Source organism: Desertimonas flava, from assembly GCF_003426815.1.
Taxonomy (GTDB): Bacteria; Actinomycetota; Acidimicrobiia; order Acidimicrobiales; family Ilumatobacteraceae; genus Desertimonas; species Desertimonas flava.
This window is the reverse complement of the sequence record NZ_QKYK01000001.1, coordinates 83,056-105,747: the sequence shown is the minus strand read 5'-3', so window position 1 is coordinate 105,747 and position 22,692 is coordinate 83,056. Positions and strand designations below refer to the sequence as shown.

The 22,692-nt window shown below is 70.5% G+C and carries 23 protein-coding genes; 5 read left to right on the top strand and 18 right to left on the bottom strand.

All coding sequences use genetic code 11. From position 1 onward, the window contains the following. Positions 1 to 25: 25 nt before the first annotated feature. On the bottom strand, positions 26 to 181 hold the full coding sequence (locus DN771_RS29085; RefSeq protein WP_162941384.1) for a hypothetical protein: 156 nt from the start codon (positions 179 to 181) through the stop codon (positions 26 to 28). Between the two features lie 265 nt (positions 182 to 446). Between DN771_RS29085 and DN771_RS00485 the strand changes: the two genes are divergently transcribed. After that, positions 447 to 812: a hypothetical protein gene (locus DN771_RS00485; protein ID WP_116995372.1), complete on the top strand. Its 366-nt coding sequence runs from the start codon at positions 447 to 449 to the stop codon at positions 810 to 812. A 111-nt stretch (positions 813 to 923) separates the two neighbouring features. Here the strand turns inward: DN771_RS00485 and DN771_RS00480 are convergent, their stop codons facing one another. From DN771_RS00480 to DN771_RS00470, 3 genes are all read right to left on the bottom strand, one after another. Further along, positions 924 to 1,505, bottom strand: a complete 582-nt coding sequence (locus DN771_RS00480; RefSeq protein WP_116995371.1) for a DNA-3-methyladenine glycosylase I — start codon at positions 1,503 to 1,505, stop codon at positions 924 to 926. Continuing rightward, positions 1,502 to 1,849 (bottom strand): RidA family protein, encoded by a 348-nt coding sequence (locus DN771_RS00475; protein ID WP_116995370.1) that lies wholly within the window; start codon positions 1,847 to 1,849, stop codon positions 1,502 to 1,504. The genes DN771_RS00480 and DN771_RS00475 overlap by 4 nt, the downstream gene beginning before the upstream one ends. A 66-nt stretch (positions 1,850 to 1,915) precedes the next feature. Next, positions 1,916 to 6,370 (bottom strand): DUF11 domain-containing protein, encoded by a 4,455-nt coding sequence (locus DN771_RS00470; RefSeq protein ID WP_116995369.1) that lies wholly within the window; start codon positions 6,368 to 6,370, stop codon positions 1,916 to 1,918. A gap of 360 nt (positions 6,371 to 6,730) precedes the next feature. On the opposite strand from DN771_RS00470, the gene DN771_RS00465 reads away from it, so the two are divergent. Beyond that, a complete protein-coding gene (locus DN771_RS00465; protein ID WP_116995368.1) occupies positions 6,731 to 9,319 on the top strand; it encodes a LuxR C-terminal-related transcriptional regulator in 2,589 nt (862 codons plus the stop codon). A 24-nt stretch (positions 9,320 to 9,343) separates the two neighbouring features. On the opposite strand, the gene erpA is transcribed toward DN771_RS00465, so the two are convergent. Together erpA and DN771_RS00455 are read right to left on the bottom strand one after the other, a co-directional pair. Continuing rightward, on the bottom strand, positions 9,344 to 9,760 hold the full coding sequence (gene erpA, locus DN771_RS00460) for an iron-sulfur cluster insertion protein ErpA (RefSeq protein WP_116995367.1): 417 nt from the start codon (positions 9,758 to 9,760) through the stop codon (positions 9,344 to 9,346). Between the two features lie 59 nt (positions 9,761 to 9,819). Further along, entirely contained in the window at positions 9,820 to 10,527 is a 708-nt protein-coding gene (locus DN771_RS00455; RefSeq protein ID WP_116995366.1) for a helix-turn-helix transcriptional regulator, read from the bottom strand. Positions 10,528 to 10,576: 49 nt separating this feature from the next. Here DN771_RS00455 and DN771_RS00450 point away from each other — a divergent pair, with 49 nt between their 5' ends. Beyond that, positions 10,577 to 11,806, top strand: a complete 1,230-nt coding sequence (locus tag DN771_RS00450) for a P-loop NTPase (protein ID WP_116995739.1) — start codon at positions 10,577 to 10,579, stop codon at positions 11,804 to 11,806. Position 11,807: 1 nt separating this feature from the next. Here DN771_RS00450 and DN771_RS00445 read toward each other — a convergent pair whose 3' ends face one another. Genes DN771_RS00445 through DN771_RS00435 form a run of 3 tightly spaced genes read right to left on the bottom strand, consistent with a single transcriptional unit; the run spans position 11,808 to position 14,180 of the window. Beyond that, a complete protein-coding gene (locus tag DN771_RS00445) occupies positions 11,808 to 12,647 on the bottom strand; it encodes an NUDIX hydrolase (protein WP_116995365.1) in 840 nt (279 codons plus the stop codon). Beyond that, complete coding sequence (locus tag DN771_RS00440) at positions 12,628 to 13,578, bottom strand: cytochrome c biogenesis CcdA family protein (RefSeq protein ID WP_116995364.1); 951 nt, start codon at positions 13,576 to 13,578, stop codon at positions 12,628 to 12,630. Before DN771_RS00440 ends, DN771_RS00445 begins: the two co-directional genes overlap by 20 nt. Beyond that, positions 13,578 to 14,180: a TlpA family protein disulfide reductase gene (locus DN771_RS00435; protein ID WP_116995363.1), complete on the bottom strand. Its 603-nt coding sequence runs from the start codon at positions 14,178 to 14,180 to the stop codon at positions 13,578 to 13,580. Before DN771_RS00435 ends, DN771_RS00440 begins: the two co-directional genes overlap by 1 nt. 59 nt (positions 14,181 to 14,239) lie before the next feature. Between DN771_RS00435 and DN771_RS00430 the strand changes: the two genes are divergently transcribed. Further along, positions 14,240 to 14,593, top strand: coding sequence for a VOC family protein (locus DN771_RS00430; RefSeq protein WP_116995362.1), 354 nt, complete (start codon positions 14,240 to 14,242; stop codon positions 14,591 to 14,593). A 144-nt stretch (positions 14,594 to 14,737) separates the two neighbouring features. Here DN771_RS00430 and DN771_RS00425 read toward each other — a convergent pair whose 3' ends face one another. Both DN771_RS00425 and DN771_RS00420 read right to left on the bottom strand, forming a co-directional pair. Beyond that, a complete protein-coding gene (locus DN771_RS00425) occupies positions 14,738 to 15,118 on the bottom strand; it encodes a WhiB family transcriptional regulator (protein ID WP_205528346.1) in 381 nt (126 codons plus the stop codon). 200 nt (positions 15,119 to 15,318) lie between these two features. Continuing rightward, entirely contained in the window at positions 15,319 to 15,636 is a 318-nt protein-coding gene (locus DN771_RS00420) for a hypothetical protein (protein WP_116995361.1), read from the bottom strand. Positions 15,637 to 15,806: 170 nt separating this feature from the next. Here DN771_RS00420 and DN771_RS00415 point away from each other — a divergent pair, with 170 nt between their 5' ends. After that, entirely contained in the window at positions 15,807 to 16,133 is a 327-nt protein-coding gene (locus DN771_RS00415; protein ID WP_116995360.1) for a WhiB family transcriptional regulator, read from the top strand. A 96-nt stretch (positions 16,134 to 16,229) separates the two neighbouring features. On the opposite strand, the gene DN771_RS00410 is transcribed toward DN771_RS00415, so the two are convergent. The 7 genes from DN771_RS00410 to DN771_RS00380 all read right to left on the bottom strand — a co-directional run bounded on the left by DN771_RS00410 (position 16,230) and on the right by DN771_RS00380 (position 22,399). Then, positions 16,230 to 17,345, bottom strand: coding sequence for an MBL fold metallo-hydrolase (locus tag DN771_RS00410; RefSeq protein WP_116995359.1), 1,116 nt, complete (start codon positions 17,343 to 17,345; stop codon positions 16,230 to 16,232). A gap of 68 nt (positions 17,346 to 17,413) precedes the next feature. Beyond that, positions 17,414 to 18,409 (bottom strand): NAD(P)H-quinone oxidoreductase, encoded by a 996-nt coding sequence (locus DN771_RS00405; RefSeq protein WP_116995358.1) that lies wholly within the window; start codon positions 18,407 to 18,409, stop codon positions 17,414 to 17,416. Then, the gene (orn, locus tag DN771_RS00400) at positions 18,409 to 19,026 is read right to left on the bottom strand and encodes an oligoribonuclease (RefSeq protein WP_116995357.1); all 618 of its coding nucleotides are present in this window, start codon (positions 19,024 to 19,026) and stop codon (positions 18,409 to 18,411) included. Before orn ends, DN771_RS00405 begins: the two co-directional genes overlap by 1 nt. 94 nt (positions 19,027 to 19,120) lie before the next feature. After that, positions 19,121 to 19,423 (bottom strand): hypothetical protein, encoded by a 303-nt coding sequence (locus DN771_RS00395; protein ID WP_116995356.1) that lies wholly within the window; start codon positions 19,421 to 19,423, stop codon positions 19,121 to 19,123. A gap of 86 nt (positions 19,424 to 19,509) precedes the next feature. After that, entirely contained in the window at positions 19,510 to 20,157 is a 648-nt protein-coding gene (gene pdxH / locus DN771_RS00390; protein WP_116995355.1) for a pyridoxamine 5'-phosphate oxidase, read from the bottom strand. Next, positions 20,154 to 21,449 carry a serine--tRNA ligase gene (gene serS / locus DN771_RS00385; RefSeq protein ID WP_116995354.1) on the bottom strand — a complete coding sequence of 432 codons (1,296 nt, stop codon included), beginning with the start codon at positions 21,447 to 21,449 and terminating at the stop codon, positions 20,154 to 20,156. Before serS ends, pdxH begins: the two co-directional genes overlap by 4 nt. Before the next feature lie 53 nt (positions 21,450 to 21,502). Next, on the bottom strand, positions 21,503 to 22,399 hold the full coding sequence (locus DN771_RS00380) for a cytochrome c oxidase assembly protein (RefSeq protein ID WP_162941383.1): 897 nt from the start codon (positions 22,397 to 22,399) through the stop codon (positions 21,503 to 21,505). Positions 22,400 to 22,692 lie beyond the last annotated feature (293 nt).

Sequence of the window (22,692 nt, the reverse complement as noted above, 5' to 3'; positions counted from 1 at the left end):
TGGCGGCGACGGACGTCGCGTGACCCTAGTCCTCGAGCTCGAGGAGCTCGGATCCCTCGTTGCGTCGATCGGCGTCCCGACCGAGGAAGAACCCGATGATGCCCGAGGCCACGCCGCCGCTCATCAACACGACGACGGGGAGGAGGGCGAGCACAACGAGGATGGCGATCACACCCGGCACGCCGACGACGTTAGCGCCCCACCCGCCCGGGTATAGAACCGCATCCCATCCCCGCCGAGGACTCGTCCGGCACAGCACCCCCACCGGACGCGCGATCAATAGGGGTGGAGCTCGGTACCGTCGGGCCGGCGGATGTGGAGGTTGCCGTCAGCACCGCGCCGCACGGTGTAGCCGTGCTTCGACTTCCACAAGTTGTGATGAACGCACGGCAGGGTTGAGTTGGCGACATTAATGCGCCGGCGTCGACCGAGGCCCATTCCGTCGCGTGGTCGACGTGTCGTGGAGTGGCCCGGCAACCCGGGATCGGACTGCGGTGCCCGTCGGCGTGATGCACGCCGCGTTCCTCGACAGCGTTCAACGCCACTGCGGACGCTACTTCCACCGTCCGGCGGACCCGCTCGAGTGCTGCGAAGAGTTTTTCGAAACCTCGCTCATTCGCATGTTTGACGAGCTCCTCGGCGTGTTCGACGAACCCGTCGGCGAATCGCTCGGCGTCCTCGAACAGTTCGCTGCCCGTCACGCATCCGAACGGAACCACCTCGATCGCCTGAGCCATCCGCGCCGGCGCGCGCAGACCCTCCTGGATCGCTTCGAGGACGGTGGCTCCCAGAGCTGCACGCTACATGACTGATGTAACAACACCAACATATGTTCGAGTTTTTTCGACATTCGCCACGTGCACGCCGAGCGGAGGGACGGCGATCGAGCGAGCGGCCGACGAACCGGCAGACCCACGGAGGGTTCAGGCCAGGCGGGCGACCTCGTCGTAGCGGAAGCACGACACGACGTGGTCGTTGACCATGCCGCACGCCTGCATCAGGGCGTAGCAGATCGTCGGGCCCACGAACCGGAAGCCACGCTTCTTGAGGTCCTTGCTCATCGCCGTGGAGCGCGCCTCGCTGGCCGGGATCTGGCCCATTGCGGTGAAGCGGTTCTGGATCGGCGTGCCGTCGACGAACGACCACAGGTGAGCAACCGGGTCGTCGAGCTCGAGCCACGCCCTCGCGTTGCCGATCGTGGAGAGGATCTTGGCCCGGTTGCGCACGATGCCGGAATCGGCCATGCACCGCTCGACGTCGTCGTCACCGAAGCCGGCGACGACCTCGGGATCGAACCCGGCGAAGGCGGCGCGGTACCCGTCACGCTTGGCGAGGATCGTGCTCCACGACAGTCCCGCCTGGGCGCCCTCGAGCGTGAGGAACTCGAAGAGCGTGGTCGGGTCGTACTGGGGGACGCCCCAGACCGTGTCGTGGTACTCGATGTACTGCGGTGTCGAGCCGCCCCATTCGCAACGCGGCAGTTCGCGCCGTGAGTCGGCGCTCACGGCTTGTGGATGATGAGCTCGATCTCGACGTTCGCTCCCGCCGGGAGAGCGGCGACCGCCACGGTGGAGCGGGCCGGCCGATGGTCGCCGAAGCCAGCGATGTAGGCCTCGTTGAACTCGGCGAAGTCGCCCATGTCGGTGAGGAAGCACGTGGTCTTCACCACGTCGGTCAGCTCGGCGCCGACTTCGGCGATGCGCTCGCCGATGTTGGCGAACACCTGCTGGGTCTGCGCAGTGACGCCACCGTCGACGACGACACCGTCTCGTGCGCCGACCTGCCCGGAGACGAACACGAAGTCGCCCGCACGGTACGTCGGCGAATAGGGACCCAGCGGCTTGCTCATGCCGGGATCCTACGGCAGCACCGCGGCGGACGGGTTGGCTGAATCCGCCGCCGAGGGCACCGTCCGTTACATCCGGACCCGGCGCACGATGACGAGGCTGGCGGCGCCGGCGGCGACGAGGAGGAGGGCGGCCAACGTGATCACGCGGGATGCGTCGGAACCGGTCTCGGGCAGGTCGCCGGCAGCCGCAGCTGCGACCGTCGTGGACGGCCCTGCGGGCGGCGGCACCGACGTCGACCCACCGGCAACGATCGTCGTGGGGACGGTCGTCGTGGGGGCGGCCGTCGTGGTCGCCGCCGTGTCGACGGTGGTGGTCGGCTCGATGACGGTCGTGGACGTCGGAGGAACGGGCACGAGCAACGGCGAAACACCGACCTTGATCGGCTCGATCGGCGGGAGGATCCGCTCACCCCCCTGGGCCGTCTCGGTCGCCTCGGCGTGAGCGAACGAGTTCCAGGCGATGACGACGTCGGCGTCCTGGGCGATCTCGCTGGGAACGTTCATCACGAAGTGGATCTCGATGCCAGCGCCCGGTTCGAGGGGGTCGTCGGTGAAGTCGGCGAGCAGGCGCAGCGCCGTGGTCGACGCACCGGCGCCGTCGTCCCATCCGCTGGCACAGCCGGAGCCGGAGAGGTCGAGGTCAGCCGTGCACCAGGCGCCCTGGGCCGCCGAGGAGTAGCCGATCGTCGCCGTTCCCGGCCCGCTGTAGGTGGCCGGACCGGCCAGTGTCGGCCGGTTGTTCCATTCGGTCAACCGGGCCTCACCGCGCGTCAGGCCGCTGTCGCCCTGCTGGGGGAAGTTGTCGATCAGCGCCATGCGCGTTGCCGATTCGGTGCCGGCGTTGACGACGCGCAGCACGTAGTCGAACTGGCCGCCCCGCTCGACGAGAGCGACGCACGGCGTCGCCGTGTAGAGGCGACCGCCGATGTCGGCCGACGGGCAGTTGCCGTCGCCGGTCGCCACGAAGCCGAGGGTGGGATGCCACCAGCCGAGTGCGGCGTCACCGGCGACCCACTTGCGGGCCTGGAACCCGGCGCCGGCGATGACGTTGGTGTCGGCGGTGTCGGTGCAGTAGACGCCGTCGCCGAAGCGCTCGTCACCGTCGACGGCCGTGTCGGGCGGCGTGCAGGCGAGCGGTCGGTCCGGGTCGCCGGTGGTCCCGGTCGCCCCCATCGTGTTGGTGATCGTCTGGCCGGTCATGACTCCCGGCTCCAAGCCCACCTGGAACGTGATGGTGATCGTGGCGTTGGGCGGCAGCGTCCACCCGCCGAACGTCCAGCGCACCGACTCCACGCGCTCGCCGTCGCGGACGAGCTCGAACGTCGGTGCCGGTGCCGGGTCGGAACCGTCGGGCAGGTCACCGACGACCACGGTGTACGGGCCGCCATCGCCCTCGAGCGTCTCGTCGAACGCCAGCCCGGCAGGCAGGGCGTCGACGATCGACACGTCGGCGAGCGGCGTCGTGCCGTTGTTGGTCACGGTCAGCGTCTGCGTGGCGAACGATCCTGGCCCGAGCACCGTGCCGGCGGGACCCTTGTCGACGTCGAGTTGGGGGTCGCCGGGCACCAACTCGAGCGTGTCGGTGTCGGGATCGATCGGCTGCGCGGTGCCGGCGTCGACGTTGGTCTCGAACTCGCCGCGGATCGTGTTGGACAGCATCGCCGGGGGCGCCGACGTGGGATCGCTCACCAGCGTCGGTCGCGGGCTGACGACGAGTCCGACCGTTCCGGCGCAGCCGGCGGTGACCGCAGCGCAGGGCGCGAGGACGAAACCGTCGTTGGTCGTCGCGTCGGTGCTGGTGAACGTGAACCGCAGCCCTCGGACATCCTCGGGCGCGACCCCTGCGGGCAGCGTCGGCGATCCCACCGTGGTCGGGGTCCCGGCGATCCACGTCCCGCCGGCGAAGGCGTCGACCTGCACGCGATTGGCGCCGGCGGGAGCGGTGATCGTGCCGAAGCCGGCGAAGTCGACGGCATCGAAGAAGTCGGCGTCGTCCTCGATGATGCGCAGATAGCGAGCGCTCAGGTTGCCGGTGTTGGCCACCCGCAACGTGATGCCGGTCTGTTGGCGTTCGAGACCCGGCGTCCACTGCGGCAACGAGGTAGCGACGATGTCCTTGTCGAGGGTCGCCGCGCTGTCGCCCTCGGCCGCGGTGATCGTGGCGCAGGCGGCGCTGCCGAGGTCGAGCGCCGAGCCCCCGTCGACCGTCGCCCCGAAACAGTTGTCGATCTCGGCCGCGTCCACGCCGGGGCGGCGCTCGACGGTGATGTTGAGCTGCACCCAGCCCGACGGCGGGACGTCACCGTCGACGCGGACCCGGACGCCATCGACGGCTGCTGGAACCGGCGTGGAGTAGGCGCTCCACGTGAGACCCCCGTCGGTGGTCACCTCGATGAGGCGCGAGAGGCTTGCCGGGCTGCTCGTCGACGTCGCCGACACGAGCACGACCGAGTCGAACGGGTTGGGCGATGCGGCGGGATCAGCGGGATCGGTGAGGACGGGGTCGGTCCACGACAGGTTGCCGTTGTTGGTGAGCCTCATCGTGAACGTGACGGGCTGGTCGGCAGGAATCGTGGTCTGCGACGCACCCTTGATGCCCGCGCCGCTGACACGAGGCGCTTCGACCGGCAGGTCGTCGCACGCGCTGTCGGTGGCCGGCGTCGTGCCGGCTGGGCCGTTGGCTGTGACGTCGGCGCAGTTGTCGAGCGTGGTCGGTTCGTCGACGGCAGCCGTGAGGTGGCCGTGGAGCGCCAGGCCGGCCGTGGCGCCGGCGCCGATCACCGGCTCCAGGGCCGTCCCGCCGGAGTACGTGACGACGATGCCGGTGACCTGGCTGGCTGAGACGTCGAGGGAGATCGTCTGCGCCGTGCCGTAGGTCTCGTCGCTCGTCGTGCCGTCGGCGTAGGACACCTGCACGCGAGCGTCGGTCGCGCCGCTCGGGAACTCGAGCGCGACCTCGTCGACGTCGAACGTCTCGAAGTCGCTGTTCGGGCCGGGCTCGGCGATGACGAGTTGATGCACCGGGAACGCCGAGGCGTTGGTGGCGGTGATCTCCGCGCTCACGGCCGACTCGGCGCCGGCGACAGCGAACGTGTCGGCAGTCCACGACTTGGCGGCGGTCACCCGAACCGTGGAGGACAGGATTTGCTTTCCAGCGCAGCTGGGGCTGCTGTCCACCGGGGCACCACCGTCGCTCGCCGTTGCCGTCGCGCAGTTGTCGACCGTGATCGGCGAGTCCGGGGCGATGGGCTCGCCGGACGAGCGGAGCGTGTCACGAAGCTGCAGGCCGAGTTGCACGCTGCCGCCGGCCTGCGGGGCGCGCGGGAGCGGCTCGCCGCCGGCGGTGAACTCGACGCGCACCCCGGTGACCGTGGCCGGGTCGATGCCGCCGAGGCCGAGCGGTCCGGGCGCCGATGCAGTTCCCGCGGCCAGCCAGTCGCCGTCGGCACACGCCGAGGCCGGCTGGGTGCACAGGAACAGCTGGGCCTGTGTCGCACCCTCGGGAAGGCTGCCGAGAGCCACGGTGGTGAGGTCGAAGTGCTCCCATGTGGCGGTCGACAGGTCGGTCACCGCGAGCGACGTGACCTCTGAGGACGCGGACGAGCCGTTGGCCACCGCGATGGTGGCGGTCGTCGCCGCGTCGCTGCCGGCGACCACTCCGCCGCCTGGCCATTGCTTCGACGCGATCGGGGTGATGGTCACGGGAACCTCGACGTCGACCACGGCGTTGTCGGTGACGTCGACGGCGCCGTCGATCGTCACGACCGCCACGTTGTCGATCGTGTCGCCGGTAGCCAGCGGCGTGTCGTCCGGCAGGGCGACGACGAGGTCGAACGCCTCGTTGCCCCCGGAGTCGAGTCCGACCTCCCCTGCGGGGTTGTCCAGCGTCTCGTGGTACGTCATCGTCAACGTGCGAGTGGTGGGGTCGTAGCTCACCGTGCGGCGGGAGTTCGACACTGGTAGCTGCACGATGTCGAGGCCCTCGGGAATCACATCGGTGAACACGAAGTCGACGCAGCCGACGTTGATGGTGGTGCATGCGACGTAGATCTGGTAGGCGAACTGCATCCCGGGCTGCACCGCGCCGCCGCCCGGCACGGCCGCCGTCTTCACGAGCTCCGACCGCGGACCAACGGCCAGCGGACCGATCACCGGATCGTCGGCACGGTCGGGATCGCTGGCGGGCGGAACGGTCGGCGCCTCGGACGACACGGCCGAGTCGTCGGGATCGGATCCCTCCGGGACCGAGCCGGATTCGGGGACCGAGCCGGTCTCAGGGGCGGAGTCGAAGGGCTGCGACTCGACCGGCTCCGGTTCCGTGACGGTCGCGACCGGATCGCTCGCGGCGGGCGGTTCAGTGTCGGCCGCCGGCTCGCTCGCCACGGCGGGCGGCTCGGTCGGCGGCGGATCGGCGGCGGCGTTCGCCAGCGTCGCCGAGCCGAGCGGGAGCACGAGGGTGAGCAACGCACCCAGCAGGCGTCCGGCGCGGGGCAAGCAGGTGCGAGTCGCAATCGTGTCCATGGAGTGGTGAACCTCTTGTGTTGGCTTCGTGCGGTCACGGCGCGTGTCCCCCGGGTGGGGCCCGCAACGCAGCGCCGGATCGTGACGACGTCCTCGAGAGCGCGAGGTCGCCGGGGCAGGCATCACAGAAATCGGTGAAACCGTGCGTCGTCACGCGATCCGGCGGCTTTCACCTCCGATTTCGCCCTCCGCATCCGGCCTCGTCGCCAGCGTCCACTTTCCGATGGGGTGGTGCGCCGGGCAGGGTGAAACGCGGGGTGATCCTCGGCTGCCACGCCGCGTGCGCTGCCGGCGCAGCGAGAGTACGGTCCGACTGTTGGCCGGATCGCGTGAGCGATCCGACGATCGAGCGGGCGGAGCGTGATCGCACAGATGACACCTGAGGGCCTGGTGCAGCGCCGGCGCCTGTTCGACCTCCTGTCCGGCGGGCCGCGGCTGAGGGTCGTCGCTGCGCCGAGTGGCTTCGGCAAGACCACCCTGCTGCGCAGCTGGGCCGATGCCCGCCCGCCCGCGTCGCGGCGTGTCGTGTGGGTGGCCCTCGGCGGCGAGGTCGGAACACGGCGGGAGTTCTGGCAACTGGTGGCGACGAGCACCGTCCGCAGCGACGTCGGGCACCCCGGGGTGGCGACGACGTCGGCCACGATCGATGTCGGCGACGACCCGCTCACGGTGATCGCCGACGTGCTCGGCGCCAAGGGTCCGACCACGCTGGTGATCGACGCCTACGAGAACCTGCGAGGACTCACCGGCGAGATCGACGATGATCTCCTCCGGCTCCTCGCCGCTGTGCCGGGACTCGACATCGTCGTGACGACCAGGGCGAGCACGAAGCTAACCGACGACGTTCTCGCGATCCGCGGCGTCGTTCGGATGATCGGCGAATCCGACCTGCGATTCACGTCCGACGAGGTCGAGCAGCTGCTCGCCATGCACGCCCCGCACGCGCTCGGCGCGGCGGAGCGCATCGTCCGCGACACCCACGGCTACCCGCTCGCCGTTCGCGCCGCGGCGTTTGCCCTCGAGCGGTCGGGGAGCGTGCCGTCGTTCGCCAGCACCGCATGGCGACGGCTCGTCGGTGAGGATCTGCAGTCACAGATCGTCGATCCGAAGCTCATCGACTTCGTGCTCGACACCAGCGTCCCGCCGTACTTCGACCGTGAGCTGGCGGAACAGCTCGCCGGCGTCGAAGACGCCGATGCCGCGCTCGCCGAGCTCGCATGGAACGGGTTCGGGCGCTGGATCCCCTACGCCCGCGACCGACCGGCCTTCCAGTACGTCGAGTCGGTCCGCGACGTGTTCCGTGGCCGGCTCCGAGCCGATCACCCCGACCGCTACGAGCGAGACGCAGGGCTCGCCGCATCCTGGTTGTATCGACACGACGAGCACGACCTCGCCCTCGACCTGGCCATCGACGGACGGCGGTTCGGGCTGGCCTCGCGGATCTGCGATCGCATGTCCGGCACCAACCCCGACATCTTCACCACCGACCTGTTCGAGCGCCACCTGCGCCGGGTTCCCCGGGCGTCGCTGCAGCGCTATCCCATGCTGGCGTTCGCCCGCGCGTTCGCCTACACGACGAACCCGGCAACCCGGGACTCGGCCGCCGAGTACTTCCGCCTCGCCGCCGCCCACGCGCTCGACGGCGTCGACGAGATGTCGCCAGGCGAGGAGTTCACGCGACGAGTCGGGCTGGTCGTCGCCCTGCGTCACCTCGGCCGCGCCAAGGAGTCGGCCGCCGCGGCGACCGACGCCCTGGAGTGCTTCGAGTCGCTGCCGCCCGGCGACCGCGACGGACTGACCGAACGCCTGCCGATGGCGCTCAGCACGTTGGCGTATTCGCTGTTTCAGTACGGCGATCTCGACCGGGCGAGCACGCTGGTCGATCGAGCGGCGACGGCCGCCGTCGTCCCGTGGTGGAAGAACTACGCCCTCGGGTTCGCCGTCGGCATCCATGCCCTCGACGGGCGGCGACCCGAGGCACGAGACGCCCTGGCGATGATCGATCCCGATGCCTGGTCGTCGGGCTACCGGCGCCGTGTCCCCCACGTCCTGGGCGTGACCGGCGACGCCGCCCTGCGGCTGGACGAGTTCGACTTCACCGGCGCCCTCCACGCCTTCGAGGGAGCCGAGTGGCTGCTCGACGTGGCCGAGAGCTGGCCGTTCATCACGTGGGTGACGATGCACGCACAGCTCGGTCTCGGCCGGTCGGGAAGCGAGGCACACCGCGTGGCCGCGGCGCTGGCGACGAAGCCGCCGCGCCCTGGATTGGGGCCGAACCTCGCCACAGCGGCCTTGTCCAACGCCCTGGCGATCCTCTGGCTCGCCAGCGGCCAGGCCTCGAAGGGTCGACCATTGCTGCGGATGGCCACGCCGTGCCCCGGGCAGCTGGCGCCCGCCCGCTTGCTGTACCAGCTCGTCTCCGGCGACCCGGCGCTGGCCGTTCGTGAGCTCGCCGAACTGCAGGTCGCGGCGGGCCACACCGTGCGGTCGGCGGCCGCCGTGGAGACGCTGGGTGCCGCCGCGGCATTGCGCGCTGGCAATGACCTCACGGCACGGGAGCTGCTCGAGCGAGCTGCCGCCCGGTACCAGGTGTTCGGCGTGCGGGTGCAGCTGATGTACCTCCCCGGCAGCGACCTGCGCGCCTTGCGCGACCTGGCGTCGGGGTTCGACCTCGCCGCCTGCGAGGACTATCTCTCCGAACCGGTGGCGACGCCGATCACCGACGCGGGCCATGCACCAGTGCAGCTGACGCGGCGGGAACTCGACGTCTTGCGCGCCTGGGCGCGGCATCGCACGCGTGTCGAGGTCGCCAACGCCTTGTTCGTGTCGCCGAACACCGTGAAGACACAGCTCAGCAGCGCCTACCGGAAGCTGGGTGTCACCACGAAGGACGCGGCGATCCAGCGGGCGATCGAGCTCGATCTGCTGCGTCCCCCCGACGCGCCGTGAGGGCGCCGGCGACGCAGCTTGGGGTCAGCTGAAGCTCTGGCCGCAGCCGCAGGTGCGCGTGGCGTTGGGGTTGGTGATGGCGAACCCGCTCTGGTCGAGGCCGTCCTTGTAGTCGAGCGTGGCGCCGGCGAGGAGCTGGGCCGACTGGGCGTCGACGATGACGCGGACGGCGTCGTCGGGACCGAAGCGGGCCTGCTCGTCGTCGGCGGCGACGTCACCGTCGAAGAACATCTCGTAGGAGAACCCGCTGCAGCCACCGGGCCGGACGGCCACGCGCAGGGCGAGGTCCTCGGCGCCCTCGGCCGCGAGGAGCTCTTTCACCTTGGACGCCGCATTGTCGGTGAGTGTGATCAACGGATCCCCTCCTGTGCTTTCGGGGGTCACGCAAGGGCGGAGCCCCCGCGTGATGGGTTCTACAGAGAAATCTAGCTGGGCAGACATCGTCCTGCGACGCCGACCGCGAGAGTGCAACGCCCACGAAGGCCGGCACATTCCCCGACTCAGGACAATGTGACCTGGCACGGGGTGCGATGGGCGATGTCGCAGAACTCGACGACTGCGCTGTCGCCCATGGCGTCGACGAAGCCCGTGACGAGCCCGCGATGGAGGCTGCAGACCAGGTCAGGGTGGGTGGCGGCGTATTCGGCGAACGGGCAGTGGGCGAAGGCCACGACCGCCGAGTCCCCGTCGTCCCCGGCGGCGACGACCGGGTCGAATCCCAGACGGTCGAGGTCGGACACGATCGCTTCGAGGGCCGAGGGCGCATCGGCGTAGCGGCGGGCCCGCTCGCTGCCCTCGGACTCGCCCACCGCGAGGGCGTCGGCCGGACCGGCGCCGACCCGCCGTGCCATCGCCAGCACCATGCGGGCCAGCACGGGGATCGTCGGCGGCTCGAGCCCGAGCGACGGGGCGTCGGGCGCGAGCGCGTAGCGGTGCTGCGGGCGACCGACCTCACCGCGGGCGTCCGTCGTCACCTCGACGATGCCGACATCCCGCATACGATCGAGGTGTGGCCGCACCGTGTTCGGATGGAGGCCGAGCGTCTCGGCGATCTCGGCCGTCACGAGGGGCCGGGCCGCGCGGGCGAGCTCGAGGTAGATCGCGTAGCGGGTGTTGTCGCCCAGCACCTGCAGCACCTGGCGCGACGGCAGAGCGTCGGGCCGAGCACGCCGGGTCTCGGGCGACACGCCTTCGGACGGCGACGTCATCGACCGTCGAGATTACACGGGATTCGCCGGTAAAATCTGGGCAGTGGACATGACTGCGCAGCCGCCCACTCGGGAGGACGTGCTCACCGTGCTGCGCTCGGTGATCGATCCCGAGCTCGGCGCCGACATCGTCACGCTCGGGATGGTGCCGGGCGTGGTGGTCGACGAGTTCGGCGCGGTCGACGTCGAGGTCAAGCTGACGATCGGCGGCTGCCCGATGCGCGCCGACATCAAGCGGGAGATCGAGTCACGCGTCGGCGTCCATCCCGGTGTCAGCCGCGTGCACATCACGTGGGGCGAGATGACCCCCGACGAGCGCAGCGAGGTGATGAGCAAGGCCCGGTGGAACGCCCGCCAGAACGCCGGCGACACCCAGGTCCCGCCGTCCACCCGCGTGATCGCCGTCGCCAGTGGCAAGGGCGGGGTCGGCAAGAGCTCGGTCACCGTCAACCTCGCCGTCGCCCTGGCCAGCACGGGCCGGACCGTCGGCGTGCTCGACGCCGACATCTGGGGCTTCTCGGTCCCGCGGCTGCTCGGCATCACCGACCGCATGGAGGCGATCAAGCAGGACGACTCGACGCGGCCACTCATCCAGCCCAACGAGTTGGCCGTCGGCGAGGGTCTGCTGAAGGTCGTGTCCACCGGCTTCCTCGTCGGCGAGGACACCGCGCTGATGTGGCGTGGCCTGATGCTCACCAAGGCGGTCGAGCAGTTCTTGCGCGACGTCGCCTGGGGCGACCTCGACGACCTCCTCATCGATCTCCCACCCGGCACCGGCGACGTGCAGATGGGTCTGGCGCGCCTCCTCCCCCGCGCCGACCTGCTCGTCGTCACGACGCCGGCCCTGGCGGCCCAGAAGGTGGCCCAGCGGGCGGCCGACATGGCGCGTCGCAGCTTCATGCGCGTGGTCGGGGTCGTCGAGAACATGAGCGCGTTCACCGATCACCACGGCGACACACACGCCCTGTTCGGCACCGGTGGGGGCCGGGCGCTGGCCGATGCCATCGGCGTCCCCTTGCTCGGTCAGGTCCCGATCGAGCCGGCGGTCGCTGCCGGCGGTGACACCGGCCGCCCGGTCGCCCTCGAGGGTGACGGTCCGGCGGCCCTGGCGTTCCGATCGATTGCCGAGCGACTCGACGAGGTCGTCCCGCGGGCGGCGCCGGGCGCGGTCGACATGGCGGGCTGCTCGGCGCGCATGCTCGCCGCCGTCGAGGCGGCGTTCGACGCGCCGGGCGACGGCGGCGACGCGCAGCCGGTGGCCCTCACCCGGCGGCGCTGACTCAGCGGTTGGGCCGGAGACCGACGGAGAACTCGCCGGCGGGCCCGGCCGAGACGCCGACCACGTTGCCCGCCTCGTCGTACTGCAGCGTGGGCAGGATCCTCGGTGGTGGTCCGGCGGCGGCGGCCTGGGCGAACGCTTCCTTCACCGTCGAGCAGCCGGCGAGGAACCGCAGCGTCGAGATCGTCGGCGGGAGCAGCATGAGGTCGCCCGCCTCGGCCTCGTCGAGCGCCTCGGCCGGCCGGACCCAGCGACTGTCCACCGTCTCGCCGTCGTCGTGGCGACCGTCCTGGTCCGCCGGTGCGGCGGCGAGGAAGAACCGCGTGTCGAAGCGGCGCGGCCGCTCCTCGACCGGAGTGACCCAATGGGCGACATACCGGATCGCCGCCGTGTCCAGCACGAGATCGTCGCGCCGGCACAGATCGACGAGAGCCAGCTCACCGGAGTGCACCTTCTCCCGATCGGCGTGACGGGGTGCTGGTGGCGAGCCGTCGCGCCCGCGCGCCAGCAGCACGCCGGCCTCCTCGAAGCACTCCCGGATGGCCGCGACCCAGTAGGCGAGGCCACCTCGCTCGATGCCGAGCGCCGCCGACGCTGCCTCGTCGTCGAGACCGGCGCTGAGGGGTTCGATCGCCTCTCCGCCGTCGGCGGGGTCGACCTTGCCGCCGGGGAAGACGTAGAAGCCACCGGCGAAGGCGGCGGCGGCCGCGCGCCGGAGGACGAAGACCTCCAGCCCTGGCCCACGCGCATCACCAGCCCCGGCGTCGGCGTCGCGGATCAGCATCACGGTCGCGGCCGGCCTGGCCGGCGGCACGTCCGTGTCAGTCGAGGTGGCGATCATCGCCGGCCGACGCTACCCCGGCGAGCGAACGGGGTTCGGACCCGGCGGGCGGCTCCGGCGAGTCGGTCCGCCGGCCGCCCCGGTTGCCCGGAGATCTGCGGACGGCGTACACGATGGCGAGCGCCACCACGGCGACGAGCACGGCGGCGATCACCTGCCAGTTGTCGTTGAGGCGGACGCGGACCCGCTCCTCCCAACGACGCATCGCCCCGGTGATCGACTCCGACGAGTCCTCCTGCACGTCGACGACGAAGAAGTACCAGACGAGGTACAGGCCCGACAGCACCATGAACGCCGCGGCGAGGAGGTCGACGTACTGCATCACGCGCCGCATGGCGCGCAGCATCAGCTGGTTGGCGAGCGCCAGGCTCACCGTGAGGGCGACGACGACGAGACCCATGCCGGCCGAGAACATGACGACGTTGGCGACGTTGCGGGCGAAGCCGCCCCGCGGCGACGCGATCACGGGGAGGAACACGACGATCGTGCATCCGAGCGAGGCGATCGCGTAGGCGGCTCCGTACGAGAACATCGTGCGGATGTCGCGCCGTGACAGGTCGACCGACAGGTGCGGGGTGGCGAACCGCGGGCGATACCCGGCGAGAATGACCGTGCCGAGCACCACGAACCCGCCGCCGAGCACGAGGGTGACGTACTTCGAATTGTCGACCACCCATTCGTGGACGGTGCCGGTGACGAGGCCCACGACGATGAACACGGCCATGAACCCGGCCGACACGGCCGTCCCGACCAACAGAGCCCGCCGCACCGAGGCCCGCTGCCCGCCGGTCGCGCCCGCGGCCCCCGCCATCGCCTCGTTGCCGAGGAAGTACACGAGGTAGGTGGGCAGCAGGACGAAGCCACACGGGTTGACGGTGGCGAACATGCCACGCAGGAAGCTGAGGCCGTAGTCGGCCTGGAGCGCCAGCATCACGTGACCGCGATGGCGGCGACCTGTTCGCGCAGCTCGGACTCGGACACCTCGCCCGTCTGGGCGACGATGCGACCGTCGGCGGACACGAACAGCGTCATCGGGAAGTAGACGAGCCCGGTCGCGTCGAGGAGCTCGTAGCCCTCGTCGAGGTACAGCTCGTAGCCGACGCCGCGATTGGCGGCGAACTCGAGCATCTTCTCGGCGTCGTCGTGGGGGTTGACGCCCACGAACCGCACGTCGCCGGCGTATTCGGCATCGACGTCGCTGAACGCCTGCAGCTCGCGGGCACATGGGCCGCACCCGCTCCACCAGAGGTTCACCACCATCGGCCGGCCGTCGGACTCGAGGGAGATCATGTCCCCGTCGGCGGACGCCACCTGCACGACCGGGAACGCCTCGCCATCGTTCGGCGGGTTGGAGGAGTCGGGGTCGACGACCGCGTCGGGGTCGAACAACCGCACGTCGTCCTCCTCGGCCACCGGATCCTCGTCGGCGGCGATCGTCCGGCTCCACACGACGGCACCCACCCCGGCGACGAGCGCGGCGACGATCAGGATGACGATCTGTGCGCGCAGCGGTGGACGTGCGGTTCCGGCCACGTGGAGAGCCTACCGACGGGTCGATCGACGATCTCAGGCGCCGGCGCGAGACTGTCGTCATGCGTACCAGCGGGGTTCACCACGTGTCGATCAACGTGCACGACGTCGCGGCGGCGTTGCAGTTCTACGTCGATGTGCTCGGCCTCACGGTACGGCCCGACCGTCCGGCCTTCTCGTTCGACGGTGCCTGGCTGGATGCCGGAGATCAGCAGGTGCACCTGATCGCGGCGACCGTACCGAGCCAGCATGGTCAGCACTTCGCGTTGCGAACCGACGACATCGATGCCGACGTCGCCGAGCTGCGGGCTCGCGACATCGAGGTGACCGATCCGGTTGCGGTCGGGTCCGGTCGGCAGTGTTTCCTGCGCGACCCGTCGGGCAACCGTGTCGAATTGAACCAGCCCGGAGCCTGACCACCGGAGGAGGGGGTCAGCCCGATCGACCTCGCGGTCGATCGGGCTGACGTCGCGAGTGCCGCGCGGCCAAGGTGAGGGAGGAGCTTGCTCCGACCGAGCCGTCCACGCGGCCTGCGTGGCCGGGGAACGCAGCCGAGCAGGTCACGCGACGCTCTCGGAGGGGACGATGCCCATCTCGTCGATGACCATCGGCGGGCGGGGACGCTTGGGCGGGCGACCGCACGCCCGCTTGGACGTGACGATGCGGCCGTTCAGGAGCAGCTCGCCGCCCCAGACGCCCCACGGCTCCTCGCGGTCCATGGCGTCGCTGAGGCAGTTGGCCTGCAGCGGGCACTTGGCGCAGATCGCCTTGGCCCGGCCGATGTCGACCAGGTCGTCGCTGAAGAACAGCGGCGTCAGGGTGCCGTTGCCGTCGGCGCAGCGGGGGCCGGCCGTGCGGATCACGGCCTCGTCGAGTTCGTCGTCGACGTCCGGGAGCAAGGCGATGGCCGCCAGGCTCGGTCTGGGGATCATGGTGATCATGGGGGTGGCTTCCTGTGGTTCGAGTCGTTCGCTTGTCGGTGTCGTGCTGGTCGTTGGGGTGAGAGTCGGTGTCATGTCGTTTCCGGCCGGTTGTGGTGGGGTGGGTGATGTCTGCGTCGAATGCGGGGCGGTCAGGAGGCGGAAAACCAGAAAGGCCGCCGGGGGAACCCGGCGGCCTCAGAAGCGAGTCTCGAACTCTGTCAGGTTCGAGGACTTCGGAGGTGCCGGGAGGAACGGAGGGTGATGCCGACCTGGCGGTCACGGGTCCACTCGTGGCAAACGTTCGGCTTCACGCCGTCGACGGCGTACGTTGCCGGGGACGACGCGATGCCGGAGCCGTTGGCCATGCCCGAAAACCCACCGGTGGCGTGCGCGAACACGCCGGTGAGCCGGGTGGAGCCGATCGGGCCGGGCAGACCGGTGGCCATCTCGACCGGCGGGAGGGCTGCCAGCGCAGCACCCACCGGCGCGGCCATCGGCGGCATCGCCGGGCGCTCCATGGTGAAGGTGCTGATCATTGCCGGGCTCTCCTCAATCGGTCGGGGCGGTCCGCACTCCCAGTGCGGACGGCGCGAGTTGCACAGAACGTTGCCCAGGAAATCAGGTTCGGTGGCGCCCCGTCAAGGAGGTTTCCGAAACGAGCAATTTTTCTTGCATCAAACCGGGCGCTGGCGACTCAACAAGAGACATGGACGCGGTGAACCTCATCAAGCGCTACGCCCGCTGCACCGACCAGCGAGGGACGTACAGCGCACTCTTCTTCTCCGAGGACCCCTACGACATGGCCCGCGCCAAGGCCATCTGCCTGCAATGCGTCGCCCGCCCGCATTGCCTCTCGGGTGCGATCGAGCGCCAGGAGCCGTGTGGCGTGTGGGGTGGCGAGATCTTCGTCGACGGGGTTCCCGTCGTCGAGAAGCGCGGCCGCGGTCGTCCACCACGGGTGCCTCGCCCGGCGATCGTCGTGCCCGAGATCCCGGACTACCCCGAGCTCCCGGGTTTCCCCGACGTCGCGTAGCTCACGCGAGTCGGACCATCGACTCGGCCCGGCCGGCCACCACCCATACCCACCACCGCGCGTCCGGCCGGGCCGTGTCGACTTCCAGCGGCGCCCTCAGGCGGGCTCGTACAGGTAGCCCTCGTCGGTGTCCGTGCGGCGGTATGCGCCGAGCAACCGGAGGTGTTCGAGGTGGGCGAACGTCTCGCTGTCGGCCATCGGACCCTGGGCGCGGGGCGAGAACAGGTGCGTCGACATCTCGCTCACGGTCAACGGCCGGCCGGCCTCCTCCGACGCCGCCCGCGCGATGTCGAGGCGACCGAGGTGATGCTCCTGGATGCTCTTGGCTCGTCCCGCCAGGTCGGCGAACGGCTGGCCGTGGGCCGGGAGGGCCACGGTGACCTGCGAGCCGTAGGCCGCCACCTTGTCGAGCGAGTTGAAGAACGAGGCGAGCGGGTCGACGTTGCGGACGTACCCACCGATGTGCGGCGTGATCGTCGGCAGCACGTGATCGCCGGAGAGCATCACGCCGTCGGCCGGATCGAACAGGCAGAGGTGATCGTCGGTGTGGCCGGGCGTGTACAACGCCACCCACTCGCGGCCGCCGAGTGTGATGCGATCGGCGTCGTCGAGACGGACGGTCGGCCGCGGCGTCCGGGCCAGTGACGGGAAGCGGCGAGCCCCGCGCATCAGCAGGCGGCGCTTGAGCGGAGGTCGCATCGAGGGGCCGCCCCACGGCGGTGGGTCCCACGGCGACCGGCGCCGGCGCAGCGGCTCCTCCTCACCACCCGATCCCAGAGCAGCCAGGTCCTCGACGTCGAGGTCGGGTGGCTCGTTGCGGTCCCAGAACACGTGGAACAGCTTGTGCGTGACGATGTCGGCGCCCGATTCGCGTCGCACCCAGCCGGCGCCACCGAAGTGATCGGGATGGGAGTGCGTGACGACGACGGTGTGCACCCGTTTGAGCGGGATGCCGGCACTCGCCAGCCGCTTGCGGAGCACGCCGAGCGTCCGCGGGCCGGGAAGCCCGGGATCGACGATGGTCGCGCCACGCTCGTCCTCGAGGACGTAGCAGTTGACGTGGCCGAGACCGGGCATCGAGATGGGCAGCTGGCAGCGGAGCACACCCGGCGCGACCTCGGTCACTTCCTCCGACGCCGGCTCCTGCTCCTGCTTGCGAGGCTTGGGCGACGCCGGCGGTTCAGCGTGTGTGTGCTGGTCGGTCGATCCCACCTGCCCACCCTACGAGGGCATCCCGTCACCAGACGCACCGAGCCGCGGCCGTACGGGGCCGACCGCCTTCACACGTCGATCAGCAGTTTGCCGACGTTGGCGTCGGCTTCCATGACGCGGTGGGCCTCGGCGATGTCGTCGAGCCGGAACCGCCGATCGATGACGGGACGCAGCACGCCGGCGGAGAACAACGGCACGACCTCGTCGGCGAAACGCCGGCTGATCGCCACCTTCTGCTCGGGTGGACGGGCGCGCAGCACCGTGCCGGTCCACTGCAGGCGCTTGGCCAGCAGCAGGCCCATGTTCACCGTCGCCTTGGCCCCGCCCATCAAGCCCACCTGGACGATGTGGCCTTGCGGCCGGATCACCGTGAGGTTGCGATCGACCTCGTCACCGCCGATCACGTCGAGGATGACGTCGACACCGGCGCCCGGGGTCTGGTCGACGGCAGCGATGGCCGGACCGAGGGCGCCGGCCCAGTCGGCCGGCGAACGCTCGAGCACGACGTCGGCGCCGAGTTCACGGCACGCATCCGCCTTCCCGGCCGAGCACGTGACGGCGATGCGAGCACCGATGGCCTTGGCGATCTGGATCGCTGCCGTGCCGACGCCCGACGCCCCGGCGTGGACCAGGGCCCAGCGACCGCTCGTGAGGCCACCCTGGACGACGAGTGCGTCCCAGGCGGTGAGGAAGACCTCGGGAACGGCGGCGGCGTCGGCGAGCGACAGGCCTGCCGGCACGCGGATCGCCTGACGGGCGTCGGTGGCGATCTGCTCGGCGTACCCGCCGCCGGACTCGATGCCCATCACCTCGTCCCCGACTGCCCACCCGGTGACGCGTTCGCCGAGGGCGGCGACGACGCCGGCGTACTCGAGTCCCGGGATCGCCAGCGCGCCGGGCCGGGGATCGGCGTAGCGGCCTTGACGCTGCAACACGTCGGCGCGGTTGACGGCCGTGTGCCGCACGTCGACGAGGATCTCGTCGGGACCGGGGACCGGGGACGGGACGTCGCTGATCCGCAGGACTTCCGGTCCGCCGTACTCGGTGAGGAGGACGGCGCGCATCAGTCGTCGGCGGCCGGGGCGACCACGGCGACGGGAGCTGGTGTGCCGACGGCGGGCTGGGGGGCGACGAACACCTCGCCGCGGTAGAACCGCAGCTCCTCGATCGAGGCCCGGATGTCGTCGAGTGCTCGGTGCGAGCCGGACTTGCGGGGCGACGCCTGGATCACGTCGGGGTACCACCGGCGGACGAGCTCCTTGACGCTCGAGACGTCGACGGAGCGGTAGTGCAGGTGCTTCTCGATCTCCGGCAGCCAGCGAGCCAGGAAGCGCCGGTCGGTGCCGATCGAGTTGCCGCACAGCGGCACCGTGCCCGGTTCGGGCACGTGGGTGCGGATGAAGTCCAGCGTCGCGGCGCCGGCCGCTTCGAGCGTGACCTTCGACGCGCGGATGGCCTCGAGCAGGCCGGACCGCGTGTGCATGTCGACGACGACGGGATCCATCGTGGCGAGGATCTCGTCGGGTGCGTGGATGACCAGATCGGGTCCCTCGGCCACGACGCGCAGCTCATCGTCGGTGACGATCGTGGCGATCTCGACGATCACGTCGCGCGTGTGATCGAGTCCCGTCATCTCCAGGTCCATCCAGACGAGCACGTTCCGCTGTTCCTCCAACCACATTCCACCCGAGCCAATCCACCCGAGAGCCGTCCGCCGACTCTTGGAAGCGTACTCCACCGGGCCCCTGTGGCCTGCCGCCGGGCGGTCGACGCGGTCAGCGCCGGCGGTCGGCGACGAGCCAGGACGCTGCTGCGCTGGTGGCGGCAGCGGTGAGGACGGCCGGCCAGGCACCGATCTTCTTCGCCAACGGGTGAGACCCACCGAACCCTCCGAGGTACACGGCGGTGAGCGCAGCCGTCCCGACCGGCCCGACCCGGCGGTGCCACAGCCGCCCGGCGAGCAGGCCTCCGACCGCCAAGACGAGCCCGCCGAGCGGGCGCTTCTTGGTCTCGCGGGCCACGACGTAGCCGCCGACGAGGGATGCGGCGGCGATGGGTGCGGTCGGGATGTGCGCCATCTGGCCGACGGTATCGGCGCAAACCGGTGTCGGCGAGGGCGATTGGCCGACGATCAGCGCGGGCGTCGACGGCCCACCGGGACCGCTCAGGGTGCGAGGCGTTCGACGAGCCACGCCCCCGCGCCGCCGCGACGGTACCGGAGACGATCGTGGAGGCGGCTCGGACGTCCCTGCCAGAACTCGGCGGTCTCCACGACGAGGCGCCAGCCACCCCAGAACGGCGGGCGCGGGACCTCGTCGGTGCCGGTGAAGCGCTGCTCGACGTCCGCGGTGCGACGTTCCAGCTCGGCCCGGTCGGCGAGCACCTCGCTCTGCGGGGACGCCCAGGCACCGATCTGGCTGCCGCGGGGTCGTCCGGCGAAGTAGGCGTCGCTCTCGGCCGCCGGCACGCGCTCGATGGCACCGCGGATGCGGACCTGACGGTGGAGGTCGAGCCAGGCGAAGACGGCGGCTGCGTGCGGCGCGGCAGCGAGTTGCCGGCTCTTGGCGCTGTCGTAGTTGGTGTAGAAGACGAGCGACCGCTCGTCGACGCCGCGCGCGAGCACCACGCGAGCGTCGGGCAGGCCGTCGGCGTCGACCGTCGCCACGGTCATCGCGTTGGGCTCGGTCACTCCGGCCGCGCTGGCGTCGTCGTACCACCGCTGCCATTGGGTGAGCGGGTCGCCGGCGAGATCGACCGCGTCGAGACCCGCCGTCTCGTACTGCACCCGGCGAGTGGCGAGCTCGTCGTTCATTTCGGGAGGATCACGTCGGCGCCGCGCATGTACGGGCGGAGCACCTCGGGGATCACGACCGAGCCGTCGGGCTGGCGATGGTTCTCGAGGATGGCCGCCCAGACCCGAGGCACGGCGAGGGCGGATCCGTTGAGGGTGTGGACGATCTCGGTGCCCTTCTGGCCGGTCCGACGGAAGCGGATGTTGGCCCGGCGGGCCTGATAGTCGCTGAACCAGCTGACCGACGACACCTCGAGCCACGCCTGCGTGCCGGGCGACCAGACCTCGATGTCGAACGAGCGATGGTGGGTCTGGCCGAGGTCGCCGGTGCAGATGTCGATGATGCGGTAGGGCAGTTCGAGGGCGGCGATCGTGGCTTCGGCGCGGCCGAGCAGCTCGTCGAGGAGGTCCGGGCTCTGTTCGGGGGTGGCGAGGGCGAGGATCTCGACCTTGTCGAACTCGTGGGCACGCAGCATGCCGCGTGTGTCCTTACCGGCCGAGCCCGCCTCGCGTCGGTAGCACGGCGTGTAGGCCATCATCCGCACCGGCAAGTCGGTGTCGGCGAGGACCTCGTCGCGATAGATCGATGTCAGTGGCACCTCGGCGGTGGGGATCGCCCAGAGGTCGTCGCGCTCGATGGCGAAGGCGTCGTCGGCGAACTTCGGCAGCTGACCCGACGCCGTGAGCGTGGCCGACGTGACGAGTGACGGCGGCCGGATCTCTTCGAAGGCGTCGGCGTTGCGGTCGAGGGCGAGCTGGCAGAGGGCTCGGCCGAGCGTCGCCCCGAGCCCGCGCGTCATCGTGAACATCGCCCCGCTGAGCTTCACGGCGCGCTCGTTGTCGAGGATGCCCAGCGCCGCGCCGGTCTCCCAGTGCGGCACCAGCTGGTGGTCGGGGTACTCGTCGGGCAACCCGATCGGTCCCTTCACCACCACGTTGTCGTCCTCGCCGGCGCCGTCGGGGGCGAGCTCGGACGGGAGGTTGGGGAGCCCGAGCATGATGTCGCGCAGCTGGGCCGAGATCGCGCCGTGATCCTCGGCGAGCTGTCGTTCCTGCTCGCCGAACGCCCGGCTCTCAGTGGCGAGTCGTTCCGCCTCGTCGCCGGCGTCGGGCTGCCGTCGCAGGCGTCCGATCTCCTTGGAGAGCTCGTTCACGCGAGCGCGCACGGTGTCTCGCTCGGACGTGATCTCACGCAGACGGGAGTCGAGGGCGGCCGCCGTTTGGAGCTGATCGATCAGCTCGGGCTTGCCTCGTCGGGCGAGCGCGGCGATCGTGGCCGGCAGGTCGGTTCGTAGGAGCCGGGCGTCGAGCACGCTCCGACGCTACCTGTGGATGGGGCGCCGACCAGCGCCGATTGGGCGCCTCGTCAGGGCTCGCGCACCGCCGGTGTGGCGGCGAACTCGCGCTCGACGTCCTCGTAGGTGAGCGTGCCGGCGTCCGCCTCCGGAACGGTGACGGGGGTCCGCCGGTAGTTGTGCTCCTGCGCGTACGACTTGGCGAAGCGCTTGAACCAGAGGCGGATGATGATCGTCCAGAGGAAGATCGAGCCGCCCGTCTTCATGATCGCCCCGGCCAGCTGCTGGTCGGCGACGGCCGAGACGCCCCAGAGGCGGAGCGGCTGGTTGCCGTAGCTGTGGTACACGGGGTCGTCGGCGAACGTCAGCCAGCCGGCCGGCACGGTGGGCACCACCGACTGCAGGAACAGGTAGATCATCTTGGGCGCCGTGCCGATGCGGAACTCGGGGATCGGTCCGCAGACCGGCATCCACATCAAGAGCGACGTGGTCACGACCATCACGTGGAGGGCGTAGTGGGTGAGGCCGCTCTCGGTCGACGCCGTCACCACTCCGGGGATGTGGATCACCATCACGGCGACGTTGAACGTGACGCCGGCGACCACCGGATGGGTGAGCCAACGGACCACGTGGTAGAAGCGCCCGTGGCCGATGATGGTGCGCATCAGCCACTCCGGCGTCGCCAGCCAGATCAGCGGCGGCATGAAGTACGACAGCATCATGTGCTGGAGCATGTGGGCCGAGTAGAGGTACTGCTCACCGATGTCGTGGAGGGGCCACCAGCTGGCGGCGAAGAGCATGCTCATGGCGCCGACGAAGGCGTAGACGTTCTTGCGGGTGATCGGCGACTCGCCCACCTTCACGGCGGCCGGTCCGATGACTCGCACGAGGTACGTGTAGGCGACCGTCAGCGCGGTGACGAGGACGATGACCTCGAGATGGAGCTCAAACCGCCATGGATTCGGCACGCCCCCCAGTCTGCCCCCGCCACCCCCCAACCAGCCAGCCCACCCCCCGTGACTTCCGCCGCGGAGAGAGTGGAACGATCAGCGGCCGATCGGAAACCGGCCTCGAGCCGAGCAACGCGCCGATGGAGACCGGTAGCGAGGCGATCAACACGCGGCCGCCGTTGGAGACCGGTCGCGAGGCGATCAACGCGCGGGCGCCGAAGGGGGGTGCTCGAGGGGGGATTCCCCCCTCGATGCGGCGATCAGCGCAGCTTGCTGCGCCGCCGCCTCTTTCAACTCTTCAGTGCGAGCGC

What these genes read in the sequence shown, in the direction of transcription:
- orn (WP_116995357.1), bottom strand. Translation starts at nt 19,026, where the DNA reads ATGTGGTTGGAGGAACAGCGGAACGTGCTCGTCTGGATGGACCTGGAG.
- DN771_RS00420 (WP_116995361.1), bottom strand. Translation starts at nt 15,636, where the DNA reads ATGATCAGCACCTTCACCATGGAGCGCCCGGCGATGCCGCCGATGGCC.
- DN771_RS00455 (WP_116995366.1), bottom strand. Translation starts at nt 10,527, where the DNA reads ATGACGTCGCCGTCCGAAGGCGTGTCGCCCGAGACCCGGCGTGCTCGG.
- erpA (WP_116995367.1), bottom strand. Translation starts at nt 9,760, where the DNA reads ATGTCTGCCCAGCTAGATTTCTCTGTAGAACCCATCACGCGGGGGCTC.
- DN771_RS00475 (WP_116995370.1), bottom strand. Translation starts at nt 1,849, where the DNA reads ATGAGCAAGCCGCTGGGTCCCTATTCGCCGACGTACCGTGCGGGCGAC.
- DN771_RS00470 (WP_116995369.1), bottom strand. Translation starts at nt 6,370, where the DNA reads ATGGACACGATTGCGACTCGCACCTGCTTGCCCCGCGCCGGACGCCTG.
- DN771_RS00450 (WP_116995739.1), top strand. Translation starts at nt 10,577, where the DNA reads ATGACTGCGCAGCCGCCCACTCGGGAGGACGTGCTCACCGTGCTGCGC.
- DN771_RS00395 (WP_116995356.1), bottom strand. Translation starts at nt 19,423, where the DNA reads ATGGCGCACATCCCGACCGCACCCATCGCCGCCGCATCCCTCGTCGGC.
- DN771_RS00405 (WP_116995358.1), bottom strand. Translation starts at nt 18,409, where the DNA reads ATGCGCGCCGTCCTCCTCACCGAGTACGGCGGACCGGAAGTCCTGCGG.
- DN771_RS00430 (WP_116995362.1), top strand. Translation starts at nt 14,240, where the DNA reads ATGCGTACCAGCGGGGTTCACCACGTGTCGATCAACGTGCACGACGTC.
- pdxH (WP_116995355.1), bottom strand. Translation starts at nt 20,157, where the DNA reads ATGAACGACGAGCTCGCCACTCGCCGGGTGCAGTACGAGACGGCGGGT.
- DN771_RS00425 (WP_205528346.1), bottom strand. Translation starts at nt 15,118, where the DNA reads ATGATCACCATGATCCCCAGACCGAGCCTGGCGGCCATCGCCTTGCTC.
- DN771_RS00445 (WP_116995365.1), bottom strand. Translation starts at nt 12,647, where the DNA reads ATGATCGCCACCTCGACTGACACGGACGTGCCGCCGGCCAGGCCGGCC.
- DN771_RS00440 (WP_116995364.1), bottom strand. Translation starts at nt 13,578, where the DNA reads ATGCTGGCGCTCCAGGCCGACTACGGCCTCAGCTTCCTGCGTGGCATG.
- DN771_RS00415 (WP_116995360.1), top strand. Translation starts at nt 15,807, where the DNA reads ATGGACGCGGTGAACCTCATCAAGCGCTACGCCCGCTGCACCGACCAG.